The 19,857-nt window shown below is 61.1% G+C and carries 13 protein-coding genes; 2 read left to right on the forward strand and 11 right to left on the reverse strand.

The features are described 5' to 3' along the window. Nucleotides 1-196 precede the first annotated feature (196 nt). Nucleotides 197-1,090, reverse strand: coding sequence for a LysR family transcriptional regulator (locus GIW48_RS28530; protein WP_017138561.1), 894 nt, complete (start codon nucleotides 1,088-1,090; stop codon nucleotides 197-199). A gap of 172 nt (nucleotides 1,091-1,262) precedes the next feature. Here GIW48_RS28530 and GIW48_RS28535 point away from each other — a divergent pair, with 172 nt between their 5' ends. Beyond that, nucleotides 1,263-2,489 carry an MFS transporter gene (locus tag GIW48_RS28535; protein ID WP_268935070.1) on the forward strand — a complete coding sequence of 409 codons (1,227 nt, stop codon included), beginning with the start codon at nucleotides 1,263-1,265 and terminating at the stop codon, nucleotides 2,487-2,489. A gap of 117 nt (nucleotides 2,490-2,606) precedes the next feature. On the opposite strand, the gene hemE is transcribed toward GIW48_RS28535, so the two are convergent. From hemE to pilM, 10 genes are all read right to left on the reverse strand, one after another. Further along, entirely contained in the window at nucleotides 2,607-3,674 is a 1,068-nt protein-coding gene (hemE, locus tag GIW48_RS28540) for a uroporphyrinogen decarboxylase (protein WP_034117349.1), read from the reverse strand. A gap of 238 nt (nucleotides 3,675-3,912) precedes the next feature. Next, nucleotides 3,913-5,331, reverse strand: a complete 1,419-nt coding sequence (locus GIW48_RS28545; protein ID WP_003187920.1) for an FAD-dependent oxidoreductase — start codon at nucleotides 5,329-5,331, stop codon at nucleotides 3,913-3,915. Between the two features lie 32 nt (nucleotides 5,332-5,363). After that, nucleotides 5,364-9,809 carry a glutamate synthase large subunit gene (gltB, locus tag GIW48_RS28550; protein ID WP_099548050.1) on the reverse strand — a complete coding sequence of 1,482 codons (4,446 nt, stop codon included), beginning with the start codon at nucleotides 9,807-9,809 and terminating at the stop codon, nucleotides 5,364-5,366. Between the two features lie 354 nt (nucleotides 9,810-10,163). Further along, nucleotides 10,164-11,732 (reverse strand): AAA family ATPase, encoded by a 1,569-nt coding sequence (locus tag GIW48_RS28555; RefSeq protein WP_177034866.1) that lies wholly within the window; start codon nucleotides 11,730-11,732, stop codon nucleotides 10,164-10,166. Nucleotides 11,733-11,742: 10 nt separating this feature from the next. Next, nucleotides 11,743-12,843: a 3-dehydroquinate synthase gene (gene aroB / locus GIW48_RS28560; RefSeq protein WP_017138566.1), complete on the reverse strand. Its 1,101-nt coding sequence runs from the start codon at nucleotides 12,841-12,843 to the stop codon at nucleotides 11,743-11,745. A 123-nt stretch (nucleotides 12,844-12,966) separates the two neighbouring features. Further along, entirely contained in the window at nucleotides 12,967-13,485 is a 519-nt protein-coding gene (aroK, locus tag GIW48_RS28565; RefSeq protein ID WP_017138567.1) for a shikimate kinase AroK, read from the reverse strand. Between the two features lie 4 nt (nucleotides 13,486-13,489). Continuing rightward, a complete protein-coding gene (locus GIW48_RS28570; protein ID WP_236462195.1) occupies nucleotides 13,490-14,818 on the reverse strand; it encodes a type IV pilus secretin PilQ in 1,329 nt (442 codons plus the stop codon). A 69-nt stretch (nucleotides 14,819-14,887) separates the two neighbouring features. Then, the gene (locus tag GIW48_RS28575; RefSeq protein ID WP_236462193.1) at nucleotides 14,888-15,889 is read right to left on the reverse strand and encodes a pilus assembly protein PilP; all 1,002 of its coding nucleotides are present in this window, start codon (nucleotides 15,887-15,889) and stop codon (nucleotides 14,888-14,890) included. Then, nucleotides 15,886-16,437: a PilN domain-containing protein gene (locus GIW48_RS28580; RefSeq protein WP_017138570.1), complete on the reverse strand. Its 552-nt coding sequence runs from the start codon at nucleotides 16,435-16,437 to the stop codon at nucleotides 15,886-15,888. Before GIW48_RS28580 ends, GIW48_RS28575 begins: the two co-directional genes overlap by 4 nt. Further along, nucleotides 16,434-17,090 carry a type IV pilus biogenesis protein PilM gene (gene pilM, locus GIW48_RS28585; RefSeq protein ID WP_099548046.1) on the reverse strand — a complete coding sequence of 219 codons (657 nt, stop codon included), beginning with the start codon at nucleotides 17,088-17,090 and terminating at the stop codon, nucleotides 16,434-16,436. The genes GIW48_RS28580 and pilM overlap by 4 nt, the downstream gene beginning before the upstream one ends. Before the next feature lie 219 nt (nucleotides 17,091-17,309). On the opposite strand from pilM, the gene GIW48_RS28590 reads away from it, so the two are divergent. After that, nucleotides 17,310-19,772, forward strand: a complete 2,463-nt coding sequence (locus GIW48_RS28590) for a penicillin-binding protein 1A (protein WP_395601007.1) — start codon at nucleotides 17,310-17,312, stop codon at nucleotides 19,770-19,772. Nucleotides 19,773-19,857: the final 85 nt, after the last annotated feature.

A 19,857-nucleotide genomic window follows, 5' to 3' on the forward strand; every position in this document is an offset into this window, starting at 1 on the left:
TTGCAGTGCCTGTACTGGGGCCGCTTCGCAGCCCAACGCAGGACAAGCCTGCTCGCCACAACAGCCCACCTGCCACAGACTTCGTGTTAACCGGTTGTGTAGATACCTATGCTGCGATGGGATCACCTCAGTTTTTCTGATAAACCGAGGCGCCTGCATCGCAGGCAAGCCAGCTCCCACTTTTGACCGTGTTCGACTATAAGATCGCCTGGCGCGTCAGCAGCTCCACAAAGGCCTTGGCCATTGGCGTTTGCGCACCCTTGCGTTGCACCAGCCACACCGCCGTCACGGCCTCCCGATCGAGCAAGGTGCGATAGACCACGCCATCAATGCGGATGCGCTGGTAAGACGCCGGCAGCACCGACACCCCCAACCCCGCCGCCACCAGGCCGATGATGGTCATCGCTTCTCCAGCTTCCTGGGCGAAGTGCGGGCTGAAGCCGGCATCGCGGGCCAGGTTGAGCAGCTGAGCGTAGAGGCCGCTGCCGTAGGTGCGCGGGAAAAATACAAACGGCTCTTCGGCCAGTTGCGCCAGGTGCAGGCCGCGCTCGCTGCCTTCCACCAACGGATGGCCAGCGTTCAATACCGCAACCAACGGCTCGCGCATCAACTCGATCACGCTTAGAGAATCCGGCAACGGCAGCGGGCGCATCAGGCCCACCTGAATCGACTCATCCACCAGCGACTCGGCCACTTCGGTGCTGCTCATTTCCTGCAAATTCAGGTGCACCGCCGGGAAGGCTTTACGAAACGCAAAGATCGCCTGTGGAATGCTGGCGTTGAATGGCGCCGACGAGGTGAAGCCGATCTTCAGTTCGCCTAACTCCCCCAATTGCGCGCGGCGGGCAACGTCGGCGGCTTTATCCACCTGCGCCAACACCAAACGCGCCTCGTGCAGGAACAATCGGCCGGCCTCGCTCAGCTCAACCCGACGATTGGTGCGCTCAAACAAGCGTGCGCCGACTTCCTGTTCCAGCGCCTGGATCTGCTGGCTCAACGGCGGTTGAGAGATGCCCAGCACCTGCGCGGCGCGGCCAAAATGCAGCTCTTCGGCGACGGCAATGAAGTACCGCAAGTGACGCAATTCCATGCAAACCTCATTAGGTCGTAAAAGCTCTTAAACAGGTCGAACAATATATTGGAAAGAATCATTAGGCAGCTATATTCTTTTTCGTATTGCCAGTCCTGGCAGGCTTTTCCTCCCCGAGGTCCCCGTGAAATCTGCTGTCGCGCCATTCGCTCAAGAAGTCCCGCCTACCGCCTTGGATGAGGTGGTCGCCCAGCTCAATGACGCGTACATCGAAAAAGACACGCCGATGTTCATGCGCACGGTGCTCGCGCTGTTCTCCGGCGGGTTTGCCACCTTTGCCCTGCTGTACTGCGTGCAACCGATGATGCCGGCGTTATCCCACGAGTTTTCCATCAATGCGGCGCAAAGCAGCCTGATCCTCTCGGTCGCCACGGCGATGCTGGCGCTGGGCCTGCTGATTACCGGACCGATTTCCGACCGCTTGGGGCGCAAGCCGGTGATGGTTTCAGCCCTGTTCTGTGCCGCGCTGGCGACCATCGCCAGCGGCTTGATGCCGACCTGGGAAGGCATTCTGCTGATGCGTGCGCTGGTGGGCTTGTCGCTAAGCGGCCTGGCCGCCGTGGCGATGACTTACCTGAGCGAAGAGATCCACCCTCAGCACATTGGCCTGGCCATGGGCTTGTACATCGGCGGCAACGCGATTGGCGGCATGAGCGGGCGCCTGATCATCGGCGTGTTGATCGACTTTGTCAGCTGGCACACCGCGATGCTGATCATCGGCGCGCTGGCGCTGATCGCAGCCACGGTGTTCTGGAAAATCCTGCCTGAATCGCGCAACTTCCGCGCCAGCAGCCTGAAGCCGCGTAACCTGGTGAACGGTTTTGTCATGCACTTCAAGGACGCGGGCCTGCCGTGGCTGTTCCTCGAGGCCTTCCTGTTGATGGGCGCATTCGTGACGATGTTCAACTACATCGGCTATCGCCTGTTGGCCTCGCCCTACGAACTTAGCCAGGCGGTGGTTGGCCTGTTGTCGCTGGTGTACCTGTCAGGCATCTACAGCTCGGCGAAAATCGGCTCTCTGGCTGACCGTCTCGGCCGCCGTCGCGTACTGTGGGGCACCATCGTCTTGATGCTGTCGGGGATGCTGCTGACCCTGTTCACGCCGCTGTGGCTGGTAGTGCCGGGCATGCTGATCTTCACCTTCGGCTTCTTCGGCGCGCATTCGGTGGCCAGCAGCTGGATTGGGCGGCGAGCGGTGAAGGCCAAAGGGCAGGCGTCGTCGCTGTACCTGTTCTGCTACTACGTGGGGTCGAGTGTCGCGGGGACGGCGGGCGGGTTCTTCTGGCACTTTGCCGGGTGGAACGGAATTGGCGGGTTTATCGTGGCGTTGCTGATGGGTGCGCTGCTGGTGGCGCTGAAGCTGGCGAAGTTGCCGCCGCTGGGGAATGTAAAAACCTGACGCGGTCCTGCTTTTAATGTGGGAGCTGGCTTGCCTGCGATAGCAATAGTGAATTCACTACTGCTATCGCAGCGGTGCGACGATTCGACAAGCCAGCTCCCACATTAGGTTTGCGTTTTATTCGTGGTATTGCGCCGACAGCTCATGCACTGCGCGCAAGAACGCGCCAGCGTGCTCGGGGTTCACTTCCGGCGTAATGCCATGGCCGAGGTTGAACACGTGGCCGCTGCCCTTGCCATAGCTGGCCAGGATGCGGCCGACTTCGGTGCGGATCGCTTCCGGTTTGGCGTACAGCACGGTTGGGTCCATGTTGCCTTGCAGCGCCACCTGGTTGCCGACGCGACGGCGGGCTTCGCCGAGGTCGCAGGTCCAGTCCAGGCCCAGTGCATCGGCGCCCGCATCAGCAATGCTTTCCAGCCACAGGCCGCCGCCTTTGGTGAACATGATCACCGGCACTTTGCGACCTTCGTGTTCGCGGATCAGGCCGCTGACGATTTTGCGCATGTAAGCCAGGGAGAACTCCTGATACGCCGCCGACGACAGGTTGCCGCCCCAGGTGTCGAAGATCTGCACCGCTTGCGCGCCGGCCATGATCTGGCCGTTGAGATAACTGGTAACCGACTGCGCCAGCTTGTCCAGCAGCAGGTGCATGGCTTGCGGGTTGTCGTAGAGCATGGCCTTGGTCTTGCGGAAGTCTTTCGACGAGCCGCCTTCGACCATGTAGGTAGCCAGGGTCCACGGGCTGCCGGAGAAGCCGATCAGCGGCACGCGGCCGTTAAGCTCGCGGCGGATGGTGCTCACAGCGTCCATCACGTAGCCGAGGTCTTTGTGCGGGTCCGGGATCGGCAGGGCTTCGATGTCGGCCAGGGTGCTGACGACTTTTTTGAAACGCGGGCCTTCACCGGTTTCAAAATACAGGCCTTGGCCCATGGCATCAGGGATGGTGAGGATGTCGGAGAAGAGGATGGCCGCATCCAGTTGTGGATAGCGGTCCAGCGGCTGCATCGTGACTTCGCAGGCGAACTCCGGGTTCATGCACAGGCTCATGAAGTCGCCGGCATTGGCGCGACTGGCGCGGTATTCCGGCAGGTAGCGACCGGCTTGACGCATCATCCACACGGGCGTGACGTCTACGGGTTGCTTGAGCAGGGCACGAAGGAAACGGTCGTTCTTGAGGGCAGTCATGTCGGCATCCGCAAAAAAAGTGCGGGCATTTTCTCAGAGCGCGACGCAAAAGGCACGGAGTGAACCGTGCCTTTTGTCTATCGGGTCAATTTGTCGCGGTGTCTTGCGGTATGACAGACACCACCAAACCCTATCTGGAATGGGGTTTGTGTGGGAGCTGGCTTGCCTGCGATGGCGGTGGTGAATTCACTATCGCTATCGCAGGCAAGCCAGCTCCCACCGTTGACCGTGTTTCAAATCAAACTTGCAGGTAGTCCAGGATGCCTTCGGCGGCGTTGCGGCCTTCGAAGATCGCGGTCACTACCAGGTCAGAGCCGCGCACCATATCGCCACCGGCGAAGATTTTCGGGTTGCTGGTCTGGTGCTTGTACTGGCCTTGTTCCGGGGCTACCACGCGGCCCTGGCTGTCGGTCTGGATTTCGAACTGCTCGAACCACGGCGCCGGGCTTGGACGGAAACCGAAGGCGATAACCACGGCATCAGCCGGGATGATTTCTTCGGAACCCGGGATCGGCTCGGGGCTGCGACGGCCACGGGCGTCCGGCTCGCCGAGACGGGTCTCGACCACCTTCACGCCCTCAACGCGGTCTTCACCAACGATGGCGATCGGCTGGCGGTTGTAGAGGAACTTCACGCCTTCTTCCTTGGCGTTCTTCACCTCTTTGCGCGAACCGGGCATGTTGGCTTCGTCACGACGATAAGCACAGGTCACCGACTTGGCGCCCTGGCGGATCGAGGTGCGGTTGCAGTCCATCGCGGTGTCACCACCGCCCAGTACCACGACCTTCTTGCCTTTCATGTCGACGAAATCTTCCGGCGACTTTTCAAAGCCCAGGTTGCGGTTGACGTTGGCGATCAGGAAGTCGAGCGCGTCATACACGCCCGGCAGGTCCTCACCGGCAAAGCCGCCCTTCATGTAGGTGTAGGTGCCCATGCCCATGAACACGGCATCGTATTCGGCGAGCAGTTGCTCCATGGTGATGTCTTTGCCGATTTCGGTATTGAGACGGAACTCGATACCCATGCCGGTGAAGACTTCACGACGGTGGCTCAGCACGGTTTTTTCCAGCTTGAACTCGGGAATACCAAAGGTCAGCAGGCCGCCGATTTCCGGGTTCTTGTCGAACACCACCGGGGTCACGCCACCACGCACCAGTACGTCGGCGCAGCCCAGGCCCGCCGGGCCTGCACCGATGATCGCAACGCGCTTGCCGGTCGGCTTGACCTTGGACATGTCCGGGCGCCAACCCATGGCGAACGCGGTGTCGGTGATGTACTTCTCCACCGAACCGATGGTCACCGCGCCGAAGCCGTCGTTAAGGGTGCAGGCACCCTCGCACAGACGGTCCTGGGGACAAACCCTGCCGCAGACTTCCGGCAGGGTGTTGGTCTGGTGCGACAGCTCGGCGGCAGCGAGGATGTTGCCCTCGGCCACCAGCTTGAGCCAGTTGGGAATGAAGTTGTGCACCGGGCACTTCCATTCGCAATACGGGTTACCGCAACCCAGGCAGCGGTGGGCCTGGTCGGCCGAGTGCTGGGGTTTGAAGGGTTCGTAGATTTCCACGAACTCTTTCTTGCGTTGACGCAACAGTTTCTTCTTCGGATCTTTGCGCCCGACATCGATGAACTGGAAGTCGTTATTCAGACGTTCAGCCATGTTAAAACCTCATCAAACTCTTCAGGCGCATATCACTGCGGGTTGGCACGGATGCTGGAAAGCAACGATTTCAGGTTGGCAGCCTTGGGCTTGACCAGCCAGAAACGACGCAGGTAATCATCGAGGTTTTCGGCGAGGTTACGGCCCCATTCGCTGCCGGTCTCCTCGACGTACTCGTCCAGCACGTGCTGCAAGTGGTTCCGGTAGGACTCCATGGCTTCGCCGCTGATCCGCTGGATCTCGACCAACTCGTGGTTGACCTTGTCGACGAAGGTGTTGTCCTGGTCAAGCACATAGGCGAAACCGCCGGTCATGCCCGAACCGAAGTTGTAACCGGTCTTGCCCAGTACCGCGACAAAGCCACCGGTCATGTACTCGCAGCAGTGATCGCCAGTGCCTTCCACCACGGTGTGGGCACCGGAGTTACGCACGGCGAAACGCTCACCGGCAGTACCGGCAGCGAACAGCTTGCCACCGGTGGCACCGTACAAGCAGGTGTTGCCGATGATGGCACTGTCCTGAGTCTTGTAGATGCTGCCTTTAGGCGGAACGATCACCAGCTTGCCGCCGGTCATGCCCTTGCCCACGTAGTCGTTGGCGTCACCTTCGAGGTACATGTGCAGGCCGCCGGCGTTCCATACGCCAAAGCTCTGGCCGGCTGTGCCGTTGAAGCGGAAGGTGATCGGCGCTTTCGCCATGCCTTGGTTGCCGTGCTTGCGCGCGATTTCGCCGGAGATGCGTGCGCCGATCGAACGGTCGCAGTTGCAGATATCCAGGGCAAAGTCGCCACCGCTGGCGTCATTGATCGAGGAACTGGCCATTTCGACCATCTTCTCGGCCAGCAGGCCTTTGTCGAACGGCGGGTTGCGGTCCACCTGGCAGAATTGCGGCTTGTCTGCCGGGATGTGATCGCTGCCCAACAGCGGCGTCAGGTCCAAGTGCTGTTGCTTGGCGGTCTGGCCTTCGAGGATGTCGAGCAGGTCGGTACGGCCGATCAGCTCTTCCAGCGAACGCACGCCCAGCTTGGCCAGCCACTCACGGGTTTCTTCGGCGACGTAGGTGAAGAAGTTCACCACCATGTCGACGGTGCCGATGTAGTGATCCTTGCGCAGCTTCTCGTTCTGAGTGGCGACGCCGGTGGCGCAGTTGTTCAGGTGGCAGATGCGCAGGTATTTGCAGCCCAGGGCGATCATTGGCGCAGTACCGAAGCCGAAGCTTTCGGCGCCGAGGATCGCGGCCTTGATCACGTCGAGGCCGGTTTTCAGGCCGCCATCGGTCTGCACCCGCACCTTGCCGCGCAGGTCGTTGCCGCGCAGGGTCTGGTGGGTTTCAGCCAGGCCGAGCTCCCATGGTGCGCCAGCGTACTTGATGGAAGTCAGCGGCGAAGCGCCGGTGCCGCCGTCATAGCCGGAGATGGTGATCAGGTCGGCATAGGCCTTGGCCACACCGGCGGCGATGGTGCCGACGCCAGCTTCTGCTACCAGTTTCACCGAAACCAATGCCTGCGGGTTGACTTGTTTCAAGTCGAAAATCAGCTGCGACAAGTCTTCAATCGAATAGATGTCGTGGTGCGGCGGCGGCGAAATCAGGGTGACGCCCGGCACTGCGTAACGCAGCTTGGCGATCAGACCGTTGACCTTGCCGCCTGGCAGCTGGCCGCCTTCGCCGGGCTTGGCGCCCTGGGCGACTTTGATCTGCAGCACTTCGGCGTTGACCAGGTATTCCGGCGTTACACCGAAACGACCCGTCGCCACTTGCTTGATTTTCGAACTCTTGATGGTGCCGTAGCGCGCCGGGTCTTCGCCGCCTTCGCCGGAGTTGGAACGCGCACCCAGGCGGTTCATGGCTTCGGCCAGGGCTTCGTGGGCCTCAGGCGACAAGGCGCCCAAAGAGATACCCGCGGAGTCGAAGCGCTTGAGGATCGATTCCAATGGCTCGATTTCACTGATGGCCAGCGGCGTGTCCAGGGTTTTCACCTTGAACAGGTCACGGATCATCGACACCGGGCGGTTATCCACCAGCGCGGTGTATTCCTTGAACTTGGCGTAGTCGCCCTGCTGCACGGCGGCTTGCAGGGTGTTGACCACGTCCGGGTTGTACGCGTGGTATTCGCCACCGTGTACGAACTTCAGCAGGCCGCCTTGCTGGATCGGCTTGCGCGCGCTCCAGGCTTCGGCTGCCAGGGCTTTCTGTTCGGCTTCGATGTCGACGAAACGTGCGCCCTTGATACGGCTTGGCACACCACGGAAGCTCAACTCGCAAACTTCTTCGGACAGGCCGATGGCTTCGAACAGCTGTGCGCCACGGTACGAGGTGACGGTGGAGATGCCCATCTTCGACAGGATCTTCAACAAGCCCTTGGTGATGCCCTTACGGTAGTTCTTGAACACCTCATAGAGGTCGCCCAGCACTTCACCGGTACGGATCAGGTCACCGAGCACTTCGTAGGCCAGGAACGGGTAAACCGCCGAGGCGCCGAAACCGATCAACACTGCGAAGTGATGCGGGTCGCGGGCAGTAGCCGTTTCCACGAGGATGTTGGAGTCGCAACGCAGGCCTTTTTCGGTCAGGCGGTGGTGCACCGCGCCGGTGGCCAAGGAGGCGTGGATCGGCAGCTTGCCTGGCGCGATGTGACGGTCGGTCAGCACGATCTGGGTACGACCGGCGCGCACAGCCTCTTCGGCCTGATCGGCGACGTTGCGCACAGCGGCTTCAAGGCCGAGGCTCTCGTCGTAGTTCAGGTCGATGATCTGGCGGTCGAAACCTGGACGCTCCAGGGTCATCAACGAGCGCCATTTGGCCGGGGAAATGACCGGCGAGCTGAGGATCACACGGGAGGCGTGCTCAGGCGATTCCTGGAAGATGTTGCGCTCGGCACCGAGGCACACTTCCAGCGACATCACGATGGCTTCACGCAGCGGGTCGATCGGCGGGTTGGTCACCTGGGCGAACTGCTGGCGGAAATAGTCGTACGGCGTACGCACGCGCTGGGACAGCACGGCCATTGGCGTGTCATCGCCCATGGAGCCGACCGCCTCATAGCCTTGCTCGCCAAGCGGACGCAGCACTTGGTCGCGCTCTTCGAACGTGACCTGGTACATCTTCATATACTGCTTGAGCTGGTCGACGTCGTAGAAAGCCGAACCGTGGTCGTTGTCTTCCATGGTCGCCTGGATGCGCAGGGCGTTCTTGCGCAGCCATTGCTTGTACGGGTGACGCGACTTCAAGCGGTTGTCGATGGCGTCGGTGTCGAGGATCTGCCCGGTTTCGGTGTCCACGGCCAGGATCTGGCCCGGGCCTACACGGCCTTTGGCGATCACGTCTTCAGGCTTGTAGTCCCACACGCCGATTTCCGACGCCAGGGTGATAAAACCGTTGGTGGTAGTCACCCAACGCGCCGGGCGCAGGCCGTTACGGTCGAGCAGGCACACCGCGTAGCGGCCGTCGGTCATCACCACGCCGGCCGGGCCGTCCCACGGCTCCATGTGCATCGAGTTGTACTCGTAGAACGCACGCAGGTCCGGGTCCATGGTCTCGACGTTCTGCCACGCAGGCGGAATGATCATGCGCACGCCACGGAACAGGTCAATGCCGCCGGTGACCATCAATTCGAGCATGTTGTCCATGCTGGAGGAGTCGGAACCCACGCGGTTAACCAGCGGGCCGAGCTCTTCGAGGTCCATCAAATCGTTGGCGAACTTGGTGCGACGGGCCACGGCCCAGTTGCGGTTGCCGGTGATGGTGTTGATCTCGCCGTTGTGGGCGAGAAAGCGGAATGGCTGAGCCAGCGGCCATTTCGGCAGGGTGTTGGTGGAGAAGCGCTGGTGGAACACGCAGATTGCGGTTTGCAGGCGCTCGTCGCTCAGGTCTGGATAGAAGGCGGTCAAATCCGCCGGCATCATCAGGCCTTTATAAATGATGGTCTTGTGCGAAAAGCTGCAGATGTAGTGGTCGGTGTCGGCGGCGTTGGACACCGATGAACGACGACGCGAGGTAAACAGCTTGATCGCCATGTCCTGATCGCTGAGGCCATCGCCTGCGATGAACACTTGTTCGATCTGCGGCAGGCGCTCCAGGGCCAGGCGGCCGAGCACGCTGGTGTCGATCGGCACTTTGCGCCAGCCCACCAGTTGCAGGCCAGCAGCCAGGATCTCGCGGTTCATGTTCTCGCGAGCGGCCTCGGCTTTTACCGGGTCCTGATTGAAAAACACCATGCCCACGGCGTACTGCTTTGGCAGGTCGACAGCAAATTGCTCTTTTGCGACAGCGCGCAGGAACTGGTCGGGTTTTTGAATAAGCAAGCCGCAACCGTCACCGGTCTTGCCGTCGGCGTTGATCCCACCGCGGTGGGTCATGCAGGTCAGGGCCTCGATGGCCGTTTGCAAAAGGGTATGACTGGGCTCGCCCTGCATGTGGGCTATCAGGCCGAAACCGCAGTTATCCTTGAATTCATCGGGTTGGTACAGACCTGCTTTCATAGACACTTTCTCACCAGGCTGCCTCTTATATCGAGGCAAATTTCTTTTCAATTCAACCGGTTACCTTCCACGCCGAACGTACGCCGGCTTAGCGGGGGCAAAAGGGAGGTCATTGTACACACCGACACGAACGCTCACAAATTTAGCGACGAAATGTCGCAAATCTATGTCGCATTTATGAAAGGTTTAAAGCGATATGCTGTGCTAGTCAAAACTTTTTTAATTCTGACCGCTACGACTCAAAAGCTACTGTGACGCAGACACCGCAGGGCGCGCGGCCTTGAGGGCAGCACGCACTTGCGGTTTTAATTTTGAGGTGCCGGGAGAGGCGGCCTGGGTAAGGCCGCCGAATCTTCAGCGACTTGTTGCGAGTTCTTGTTGAACGCTGGCAACAGTGCGAGGCCAAGGTTTACCAGCCTGAACCTTCGCTGGCAAGGCTTTGATAGCGGATTCCGCTGCGGTACGGCTGGAGAAGTTGCCGTACGTGATCACGTAGAGAGGCTTGCCGTTGAGCACTTTCTTGAAATAACGGTACTGGCCGCCCTGCTCTTTCACGAACGCCTGGGCGTTGGCTTCGGAGCTGGTGCCCAGGATCTGCACGACGAAATTACCGGTTGGCTGGCTGGTGTACCAGCTGCTGCCGGCGGCGGCAGGCGCAGCGGCCTTGGCAACAGCGGCAGGTTTTTCAGCAGGCTTGGCGGCCGGTGCCGGCTTGGCCACTGGCGCAGGCGCGACAGGCTTGGCAACCGGAGCAGGCTTGGCAGTGGCAACGGTCGGCGCTGGCGTCGGCTTGGCAACTGGAGCAGCTGCCGGGCCAGCCGGAACGCCGGCAGGCGGTGCGGTGGTGGTTACGGTTGGCGGCGTGGCGCTGGAGCCTTCCACCGGCACACCGTCGTCACCTTCGGAGATACCACCGGCGGCTTCAGCGAGCGGGCCGCGCATGACTGGCTGGCCGACCATCGGCAGGTTGGTAGGTTGGCCGGAGTTGGCGAATTCGACATTTGGCGTGGGCTTGCCCAGTGGCAACTGCGCCTGTTCGGTTGGCGCGCCGGCGGTGGCGGGTGCCTTGCTGCGACCCGGGATCAACCAGGCAGCAGCGACAGCGACCACGACCACGGCAGAAATCGCCAATACGTGCTTCTTAGGCATAGTAAACCCCATCTTTGGACGCTTAACCGCAGAGCGGCTGGCAATCATGGCTTCGATCAAGGCATCGCGGGCAACCTGGTTGATGGTGCCAGGCCAGCCGCCTGCGCTTTCGTGAATATCAGAGATCTGATTTGCCGTGAAAAGTTCGATACCGGCACCGGCGCCTTCGAGGCGTTGAGCCAGGTATTCGCGGGTTTCTTCCTCTTCGTACGGCTGCAATTCGATGACGTGAAACAGCTCCTGCTCACCGCTGATCTGCTCCAGATCGGCGATCAAGGACGACTCACCAAACAGGAACACATGCGGGCGCCCTTCCGGCGTACCCGCCGCCAGCGCCAGCAGCGCTTCCAGGGCGGATTCGTCGAGCTGCTCGGCATCGTCCACCAGCAAGTAGACTTCCTGGCCGGTGAGGCCCAACTGCACAACCTGCTTGAGGATCGCGTTCGGCTCGGCATTGGCAACGTTCAGCGCCTGGGCAACCTGGCGCAGTACGCCGGCTGCATCACCGGCACCACGGGCCGATACCACCACGCTCTGTACCGATTGCTTGTTGGTGCTGGCAACCAGCGCCTGGCGCAGCAGGGTCTTGCCACTGCCCAACGGGCCGGTCACAACCAACAACAGTTGGCTGTAGCGCGCCAGGTGGTGCAACTGACCGAGCACCGGCTTGCGCTGGGCAGGGAAAAATTTGAAGCCAGGCACCCGTGGAGCAAAAGGGTCGTGGCTTAACTGGTAGTGGCCGAGGAACGCCTCGTCGGCATGCAAACTAGTCATCGGGATCTTATTAACCTTTAAGCTGGGCCAGGGCGCGGTAATCCGCTCCCAGCGTGGCCTGTAAAATCTCTTTCGGATAATCGTCGGTCACTACCGCTTCACCCATGTGGCGCAGCAGCACCAGTCGCAGGCGACCGTCGATCACTTTCTTGTCGATTGCCATATGTTCGAGGAAATCCGCCTCGGTCATCTCTTCCGGCGGAATAACCGGCAAGCCGGCGCGCTGGAACAGATGGATGCCGCGATCACGCTCCTGGGCGCTGATCCAGCCCAGGCGTTGCGACATTTCCAGTGCCATTACTGTGCCAGCCGCCACGGCTTCCCCGTGCAACCACACACCATAGCCCATGTGCGTTTCGATCGCATGGCCGAAGGTGTGGCCCAGGTTCAGGGTGGCGCGCACACCGGACTCCCGTTCGTCGGCATTCACCACCAGCGCCTTGGCGGCGCATGAACGGGAAATCGCTTCGGTCAGTGCCACCTGGTCCAGGGCACGCAGGGCGTCCATGTGTTCTTCGAGCCAGGTCAGGAACGGCTCGTCACAAATCAGCCCGTACTTGATGACCTCTGCCAGACCGGCCGACAGCTCGCGCGGCGGCAAGGTGTTGAGGGTCGCGGTGTCGATCAGCACGGCTTGTGGTTGATAGAACGCACCCACCATGTTCTTGCCCAGCGGGTGGTTGATGCCGGTCTTGCCGCCCACCGACGAATCGACCTGGGACAACAAGGTGGTCGGCACCTGGATAAAGTCCACGCCGCGCTGGTAGCACGCTGCGGCAAAGCCGGCCATGTCGCCGATCACGCCGCCGCCCAGGGCGACCACCGTGGTACGTCGGTCATGCCGTGCAGTCAGCAGGCCGTCAAAGATCAGTTGCAGGGTTTCCCAGTTCTTGTGGGCCTCGCCATCGGGCAGGATCACCGAAATCACCGAGTAGGCCGCAAGGCTGCGGCTCAGACGCTCAAGATACAGCGGCGCGACCGTTTCATTGGAGATGATCGCCACTTGCCGACCGGCAATATGCGGTGCGAGCAACTCGGGCAGGTCCAACAAACCTTCGCCAATATGGATTGGGTAGCTGCGCTCGCCTAGATCGACCTTAAGTGTCTGCATGTGTCCCCGCGTGAAGAAATATGTACGATCGGCAACGCTCGGATTTTCGTCGCCTGATGGCTCTGCGCCATACCCCGGAGGATGATGGCGCGCCGCCGAGAATAGCGCATTTCGGGCCTGGCTTTAACGGGGTGGCAATTGCTGCAAACGCTCAAGAATGTCGAGAACCACCATTCGAGGCGGCCGCTCATCGGTTTCGACCACCAGATCGGCGATTTCCCGATACAGCGGATCGCGCAGCGTGAGCAAGTCCCGCAAGGTTTTTGCCGGGTCTGCGGTGCGCAGCAATGGGCGATTGCGATCGCGGGCGGTACGCCCCACCTGCTGCTCGACCGATGCATGCAAATAAACCACGCGACCACCGGCATGCAGCGCCCGGCGGTTTTCATCGCGCATCACTGCACCGCCGCCGGTGGCCAATACCACGCCATCGCAGCCGCACAGCTCGGCAATCATCGCCTGCTCGCGGTCGCGAAAGCCCAGCTCGCCTTCCTTATCGAAGATCCATGGGATATTGGCACCCGTGCGCAATTCAATTTCCTTGTCGGAATCTTTGAACGGCAGGCGCAGCTCTTTGGCCAGCAAACGGCCGATGGTGCTTTTTCCAGCCCCCATCGGTCCTACAAGAATCAAATTTCGCACAGAATCAACGACTCACAGCAATCGCCTGGTTATTCATAATACGCGGAGTCAGGAATACCAGCAGCTCGGATTTTTTCTCCGCCAGCACATCGCGCCGGAAAAGGCGGCCAAGATACGGCACATCGCCCAAAAATGGCACTTTATCTACCACTTTGCTTTGGGTATTGGAGAAAACCCCGCCAATGACGATGGTCTCGCCATCCTTGACCCGCACCTTGGCGTTGACCTCGTTTTTCTTGATCGGCGGTACGTCGTTGAGCTTGTTCAGGTAGTCCGGCTCGTCCTTGGTAACCTTGACCTCCATAATCACCCAGCCATCCGGGGTGATTTGCGGGGTCACCTCCAACGACAGCGAGGCCTCCTTGAACGACACTGAGGTGGCGCCACGCGAGCTGGACTCCTGGTAAGGAATCTCGGTGCCCTTGAGGATGCGCGCGGTTTCCTTGTCGGACGTGACCACCTTGGGCTGTGAGACGATTTCGCCGTTGCCGGTTTTTTCCATGGCCGTCAGTTCCAGGTCGAGCAACAGGTTGTCGGTAATAAAAGCGATGCCCAAGCCAGACGTACCGGCCAGCGAGCCCATATCGACAAACGGCGAGCTGGGCGGATTCTCCGGTGGCTCCGCACCCTTGGCCAACGGTTTGCTGATACCGCCCGCGCCCCAGTTGCCGCGATTGAGCCGCCCGCCCCAGCGCACGCCCAGGCTTTTGTCGTAATCGACATTAGCCTCGACAATCCGCGCCTCGATCATCACTTGGCGTACCGGTACATCCAGCTGCGCCACGATGCGCCGCAGCTCGTCAATTTGCTCGCGGGTCTGGTAGGCGATGATGTTATTGGTGCGATCATCCACCGCCACCGAGCCGCGCTCATCGGTAAAGCCGTCAACGCCTGTCACCGACTGGAACAACTTGGCCAGGTCCGCCGCCTTGGCGTAATTGACCTGCAACAGCTCGCGCCGCAAGGGCGCCAGCTCTTCCATCTGCTTGCGCGACTCCAGCGCCAGCAGCTCGCGGGCCGCCAATTCTTCGGCGGGTGCCACCAGCAAAACGCCGGCCTTCACGCGCTTATCCAAGCCTTTGGTTTGCAGCACCAGATCCAGCGCCTGGTCCCAGGGCACATCCTTGAGCCGCAAAGTGATCGAGCCTTGCACTTCATCACTGGCCACCAGATTAAGCCCGGCCACATCCGCAATTTGCTGCAACACGGCGCGCAATTCGATGTTCTGGAAGTTGAGGGTCAGCGTGTCGCCGTTGTAGGCGCCACTGGGAACCACGCTGCCAGGAGGCGGCAGCTGGATCAGATCGACGCGATTGGGCACAGCAAATGCCATCGGTGCCGTGAACGCTATCCATAGCGCCACACCGAAGGACGAGAAAGTCCTTTTCATTGTTTGATTCCGTTATGAGTTGACGTTTAAAACCAGGGTTCGCGAACGCGCAAGCCATGCGCCCTGTTCGTCCGGGAACAGTTCGACCAGTTCGATGTGGCCGGAATGAATGGCCGTGACCCGGCCATGGTTAGGCCCCAGGTAGTCGCCGACCGCCAGCCGGTGCACGCCAGAAGATGTGCGCAGCAGGGCGAAGGCCTGCAGGCCATGGGGCAGTGCTTCGACCGACACTGCATCGATTGAAAGCGTGCCGACCATTTCGAACTGGTCGACAGCCAGGCCTTCCAGTGGGCCGCGCTTGCGCGCCAAGTCCGGCGCAAGAGCGGGTTGGCCCGGCATATGGTCGACCTGCGCCGCAGGCGGCTGGAACGGGTCACGCTGGAACGCTGCGTCGTAGACAAAGTGCGCCCCCTGCTCGACAGCCATTCCAGGCTTGCCGCGCGCGGACAGGCCACGGTAAGTCTTGGCCAGCAAATCAAGGCGCAATAACGCCCCTTCAGACCGAAGCACCACATCCTGCACAGTGACGATCCGCGGCAAACCACCCAGGGCAGTCACGAAGCTCGCCAGGTCGTGGTAGGCACCCAACACACCGACTTGTACCGGCTCCTCGATGTAGTACGGCTGCGTCTGTTCATCCAGTACCGTGACACCTTCGACTACCAAACCGTTGGCCGCCGCCAGCCGCGCCATGTCTTCGAGCAAGCCCGGCACGTCCGATTCGCCGGGCAACTGCCGCAACAGCTCGGCAACCTGCGCCTGGGCTCCCTGGGCCTGATGGGCACGCACCTCAAGATCGGCGGCCAGGCCGGTCTTTTGCGTAAGTTGCTGTTGCAACATCAGCGTCTGCGCTTGCAACCCTTGCAACTGTTCACGTGCCGGAGCCAGCAGCCATCCATCGCCCACCACCCACACCAATACCCCCAGCGCGCAGCCGAGCAGAAGCTTGGCCGGTAGGGGCCATTTGGCAGCGTTGTGAGAAAGCGTGGAAAAGTCGAGCCTGGGCAGGCTCAAGGCTGGGCCTCGGTGGATTCCCCTTGGCGCACCATCAACTGGAATTCGTTGCCTCCGCCTTGGCCTTGCGCACGCACGTGCTGCAGCCGGGTTGCGTGGGCACCTTCAGAGGCCTCGAGGCGGCGCATCAGTTGAGCGATATCCTGGCTGGACTCGGCACTGCCACTGACACTCACCGTATTGCCCTTGGCAACCACCTCATGCAGGTGCACCCCATCGGGCACGGCACGGGCGAGTTGGTCCAATAGCTGGGCGCCGGCCGAGCGAGATTCGTGCAGGTCCTGTACGACCTTCATTCGCGCGGCCAATTGCTGGCTCTGCTCCTGCAAGTCATCGATGGTCTTGAGGCGCGAGTCCTGGATGGCGACGTCTTTGTTGAGGTGGCTGTTGCGTGTCACTTGCCGGTCGATCGCCTGATCGATGACCTGGTTCGCCAGCCACACCGCCGCGAGTGCCACACCGGCGAACCCCAGCAGAAATATCAGGAAGTACTTGCGCCGCCGTTCTGCCTGCGCCTGGCGCCAAGGCAAAAGATTGATTCGTGTCATCCAGCGAAACTCCTCAGGGCCAGCCCGCAAGCAATTCCCATCCCGTGGGCATCCACGGCCCATTGTGCGCCATCGACTCGATGGCCCGGCATGAAGCTGGCGAAATCCTGACGGCAAGCGCGCTCCAATGCAAACCCTTCGACATCCACCACCCGCGCAACCAGCCCGGCCAGGGCCAAAACCGCTGCGCGGGCCTCGACCTGCTCCTTCAGGCACGCAGCCAGCACCACCTCGACCCGCGCCGAGTCCTGAGCTAAGGGGCCGCGCACCTGAAAATCGATGGCGACGTCATCCAGTGGGTAAGGGATGTACTGGTCGGCTTCCATCTGGATCATCCAGGCCATCTCTTCGTCACTGAGCCCCGCCTCCATGTCGATCACCCGCGTGATGACCGATGGCCCCGATACCGCCACCGCCGCCTGCCGGACGGACGAGTGCAACCGGGACAATGCCTGCTGCAGTGCCTGCCCCACCCCTTCAAGGTCCAACAACGTGCCATCGACGACCGCATTGGCGGGCAGCCCCTGCGCGACGTATGCCTTGACGCTGTAGGCGCCGGCGGTGTGGTCCAGTTCAATCAGCTTGATTCCGGTGTCATTGATGTCGACACCCAGCAGGGTGTCGGCTTTGCGCCTGAAAAATCCCTTTCTCATAAAACTCCCTAAAACTTTGCCTGTCATACCGCCTGATTGCCGCTGGGAATCGTGCATTCGGTCGACTTGTTTGGCCGCCACGAATGACGCCCCAGGCCGAAAATGCTTTAATGCCCAGCGTTTTTTCCCGCTTTTTCCTGCTGCTCGGGTCGATCCATCGTTTGCCATGCATGCCCCGACGCGTAACTCATTCTTTTCTCTGGAAATCCAAAAGCCTTGATTCGTCTGCTGAAGTTTTTCGGGTACTCCATTGTCGCGATCGTCTGCGGGCTGCTGCTCGTACTCAGCGGGGCCTACCTCTACCTTAGTCCGGGTTTGCCCTCAGTAGAGGCACTCAGAAGTATCCAGTTGCAGATTCCTTTGCGGGTCTACAGCAGCGATGAAAAACTGATCGCGGAGTTCGGCGAAATGCGCCGCACACCGATCCGTTTCGCCGACATTCCACCCAACTTCATCAACGCCCTGCTCTCGGCTGAAGACGATAATTTCGCCAACCACTACGGCGTCGACCCAGGCAGCCTGGTGCGCGCAGCCACCCAGCTGGTAAAAAGCGGACACATTCAATCCGGCGGCAGCACCATCACCATGCAGGTGGCGAAGAACTTTTTCCTCACCAGCGAGCGCAGTTTTTCGCGCAAGGCCACCGAAATCCTGTTGGCGCTGCAGATCGAACGTCAGCTGACCAAGGACGAAATCCTTGAGCTGTACGTCAACAAGATCTACCTGGGCAATCGCGCCTACGGGATCGAAGCCGCTTCGCAGGTGTACTACGGCAAGTCGATTCGTGATGCCAGCCTGGCGCAGATGGCAATGATCGCCGGCCTGCCCAAGGCGCCGTCGCGCTTCAACCCGCTGGCCAACCCGGCGCGCAGCAAGGAGCGTCGCGACTGGATCCTGGGGCGCATGTACAAGCTGGGCAAAATCGACCAGGCCGCCTATGAGAGCGCCGTGGCCGAGCCGCTGAACGCCAGCTACCACGTGCCGACTCCGGAAGTGAATGCGCCGTATATCGCTGAAATGGCACGTGCCGAGATGGTCGGCCGTTATGGCAGCGAGGCCTACACCGAAGGCTTCCGCGTGACCACGACCATTCCAAGCAACCTGCAGGAAATCGCCAATAACTCAGTACGCGACGGTTTGGTGACCTACGACCAGCGCCATGGCTACCGTGGCCCCGAATCGCGCCTGCCGGGCAAGACCCTGAGCGCCTGGACCACCGAGCTGGGTAAACAGCGCCCGATCAGCGGCCTGGAACCCGCCATCGTCACTCAGGTGAAGAAGGATGGCGTGCAAGTGCTCACCCGCAGCGGCGAAGGCCATGTGTCGTGGGACAGCATGAAATGGGCACGCCCGTTCCTGAACACCAACAGCATGGGCCCGATGCCCAAGCAGCCGTCGGACGTGGCGCAAGTCGGTGACTTGATCCGCGTGCAACGCCAGAAAGACGACAGCCTGAAATTCAGCCAAGTGCCTGTGGCCCAGGGCGCTCTGGTGTCCCTGGACCCGCAGAACGGTGCGATCCGTGCGCTGGTCGGCGGCTTTGCCTTCGAGCAGAGCAACTACAACCGCGCCACCCAGGCCAAGCGCCAGCCGGGCTCAAGCTTCAAACCGTTTGTCTACAGCGCCGCGCTGGATAACGGCTACACCGCCGCCAGCCTGGTCAACGACGCACCGATCGTGTTTGTCGACGAGTACCTGGACAAGGTCTGGCGCCCGAAGAACGACACCAATACCTTCCTCGGCCCGATCCGTATTCGCGAGGCGCTGTACAAGTCACGCAACCTGGTCTCGATCCGCCTGCTGCAGGCGATGGGCGTGGGCAAGACCATCGACTACATGACACGCTTTGGCTTCGCCAAGTCGGATCTGCCGCCGAACCTGTCCCTGGCGCTGGGCACCGCGACCCTCACGCCGATGGAAATTGCTACCGGCTGGAGCACCTTTGCCAACGGCGGCTACAAGATCACGCCGTACCTGATCGACAAGATCGAAAGCCGCAATGGCGACACGCTGTTCACCGCCAACCCGCCACGCGTGCCGGGCGACGTGGTAAACGGTGTGGCTGCACCCGATGGCATTGCAGCACCGAACAACGGCGGCATCACCATTGAGCCGACGCCAGGCGCAGCAACGGCCGCCAATGCCGCCGTGCCCGCCGAGCCACAGGCACCAGCAGTGGCCGAGCGTGTGGTGGATGGTCGTACCACCTACATCCTCAACAGCATTCTGGAAGACGTGATCAAGAAAGGCACCGGCCGCCGCGCCCTGGCCTTGGGTCGCGCGGATATCGCCGGCAAGACCGGTACCACCAACGAGTCCAAGGATGCCTGGTTCTCCGGCTACAACGCCGACTACGTGACCACCGTGTGGACCGGCTACGACCAACCGGAAAGCCTGGGCCGCCGTGAGTTTGGTGGCACCGTCGCACTGCCGATCTGGATGAGCTACATGGGCGCGGCCTTGAAGGACAAGCCGCTGCATACCCAGGCTGAGCCGGAAGGTATTCTCAGCCTGCGGATCGACCCGGTCAGCGGCCGTGCAGCATCACCCAGCACGCCGAATGCGTACTTCGAGCTGTTCAAGAGCGAAGACACGCCGCCGTCGGTCAACGAGCTGGGCAACGGCGTTGCACCGGGCAGCCCGCTGCCGGCGGATGAGGCGGCGCCGATCGATCTCTTCTAATGTGACACAGCTCCACTGTGGGAGCTGGCTTGCCTGCGATGGCGGTGTATCAGCCACTGATTCACCCCCTGATACACCGCCATCG

The organism is Pseudomonas sp. PA-6-3C, from assembly GCF_021605825.1.
Taxonomy (GTDB): domain Bacteria; phylum Pseudomonadota; class Gammaproteobacteria; order Pseudomonadales; family Pseudomonadaceae; genus Aquipseudomonas; species Aquipseudomonas edaphica.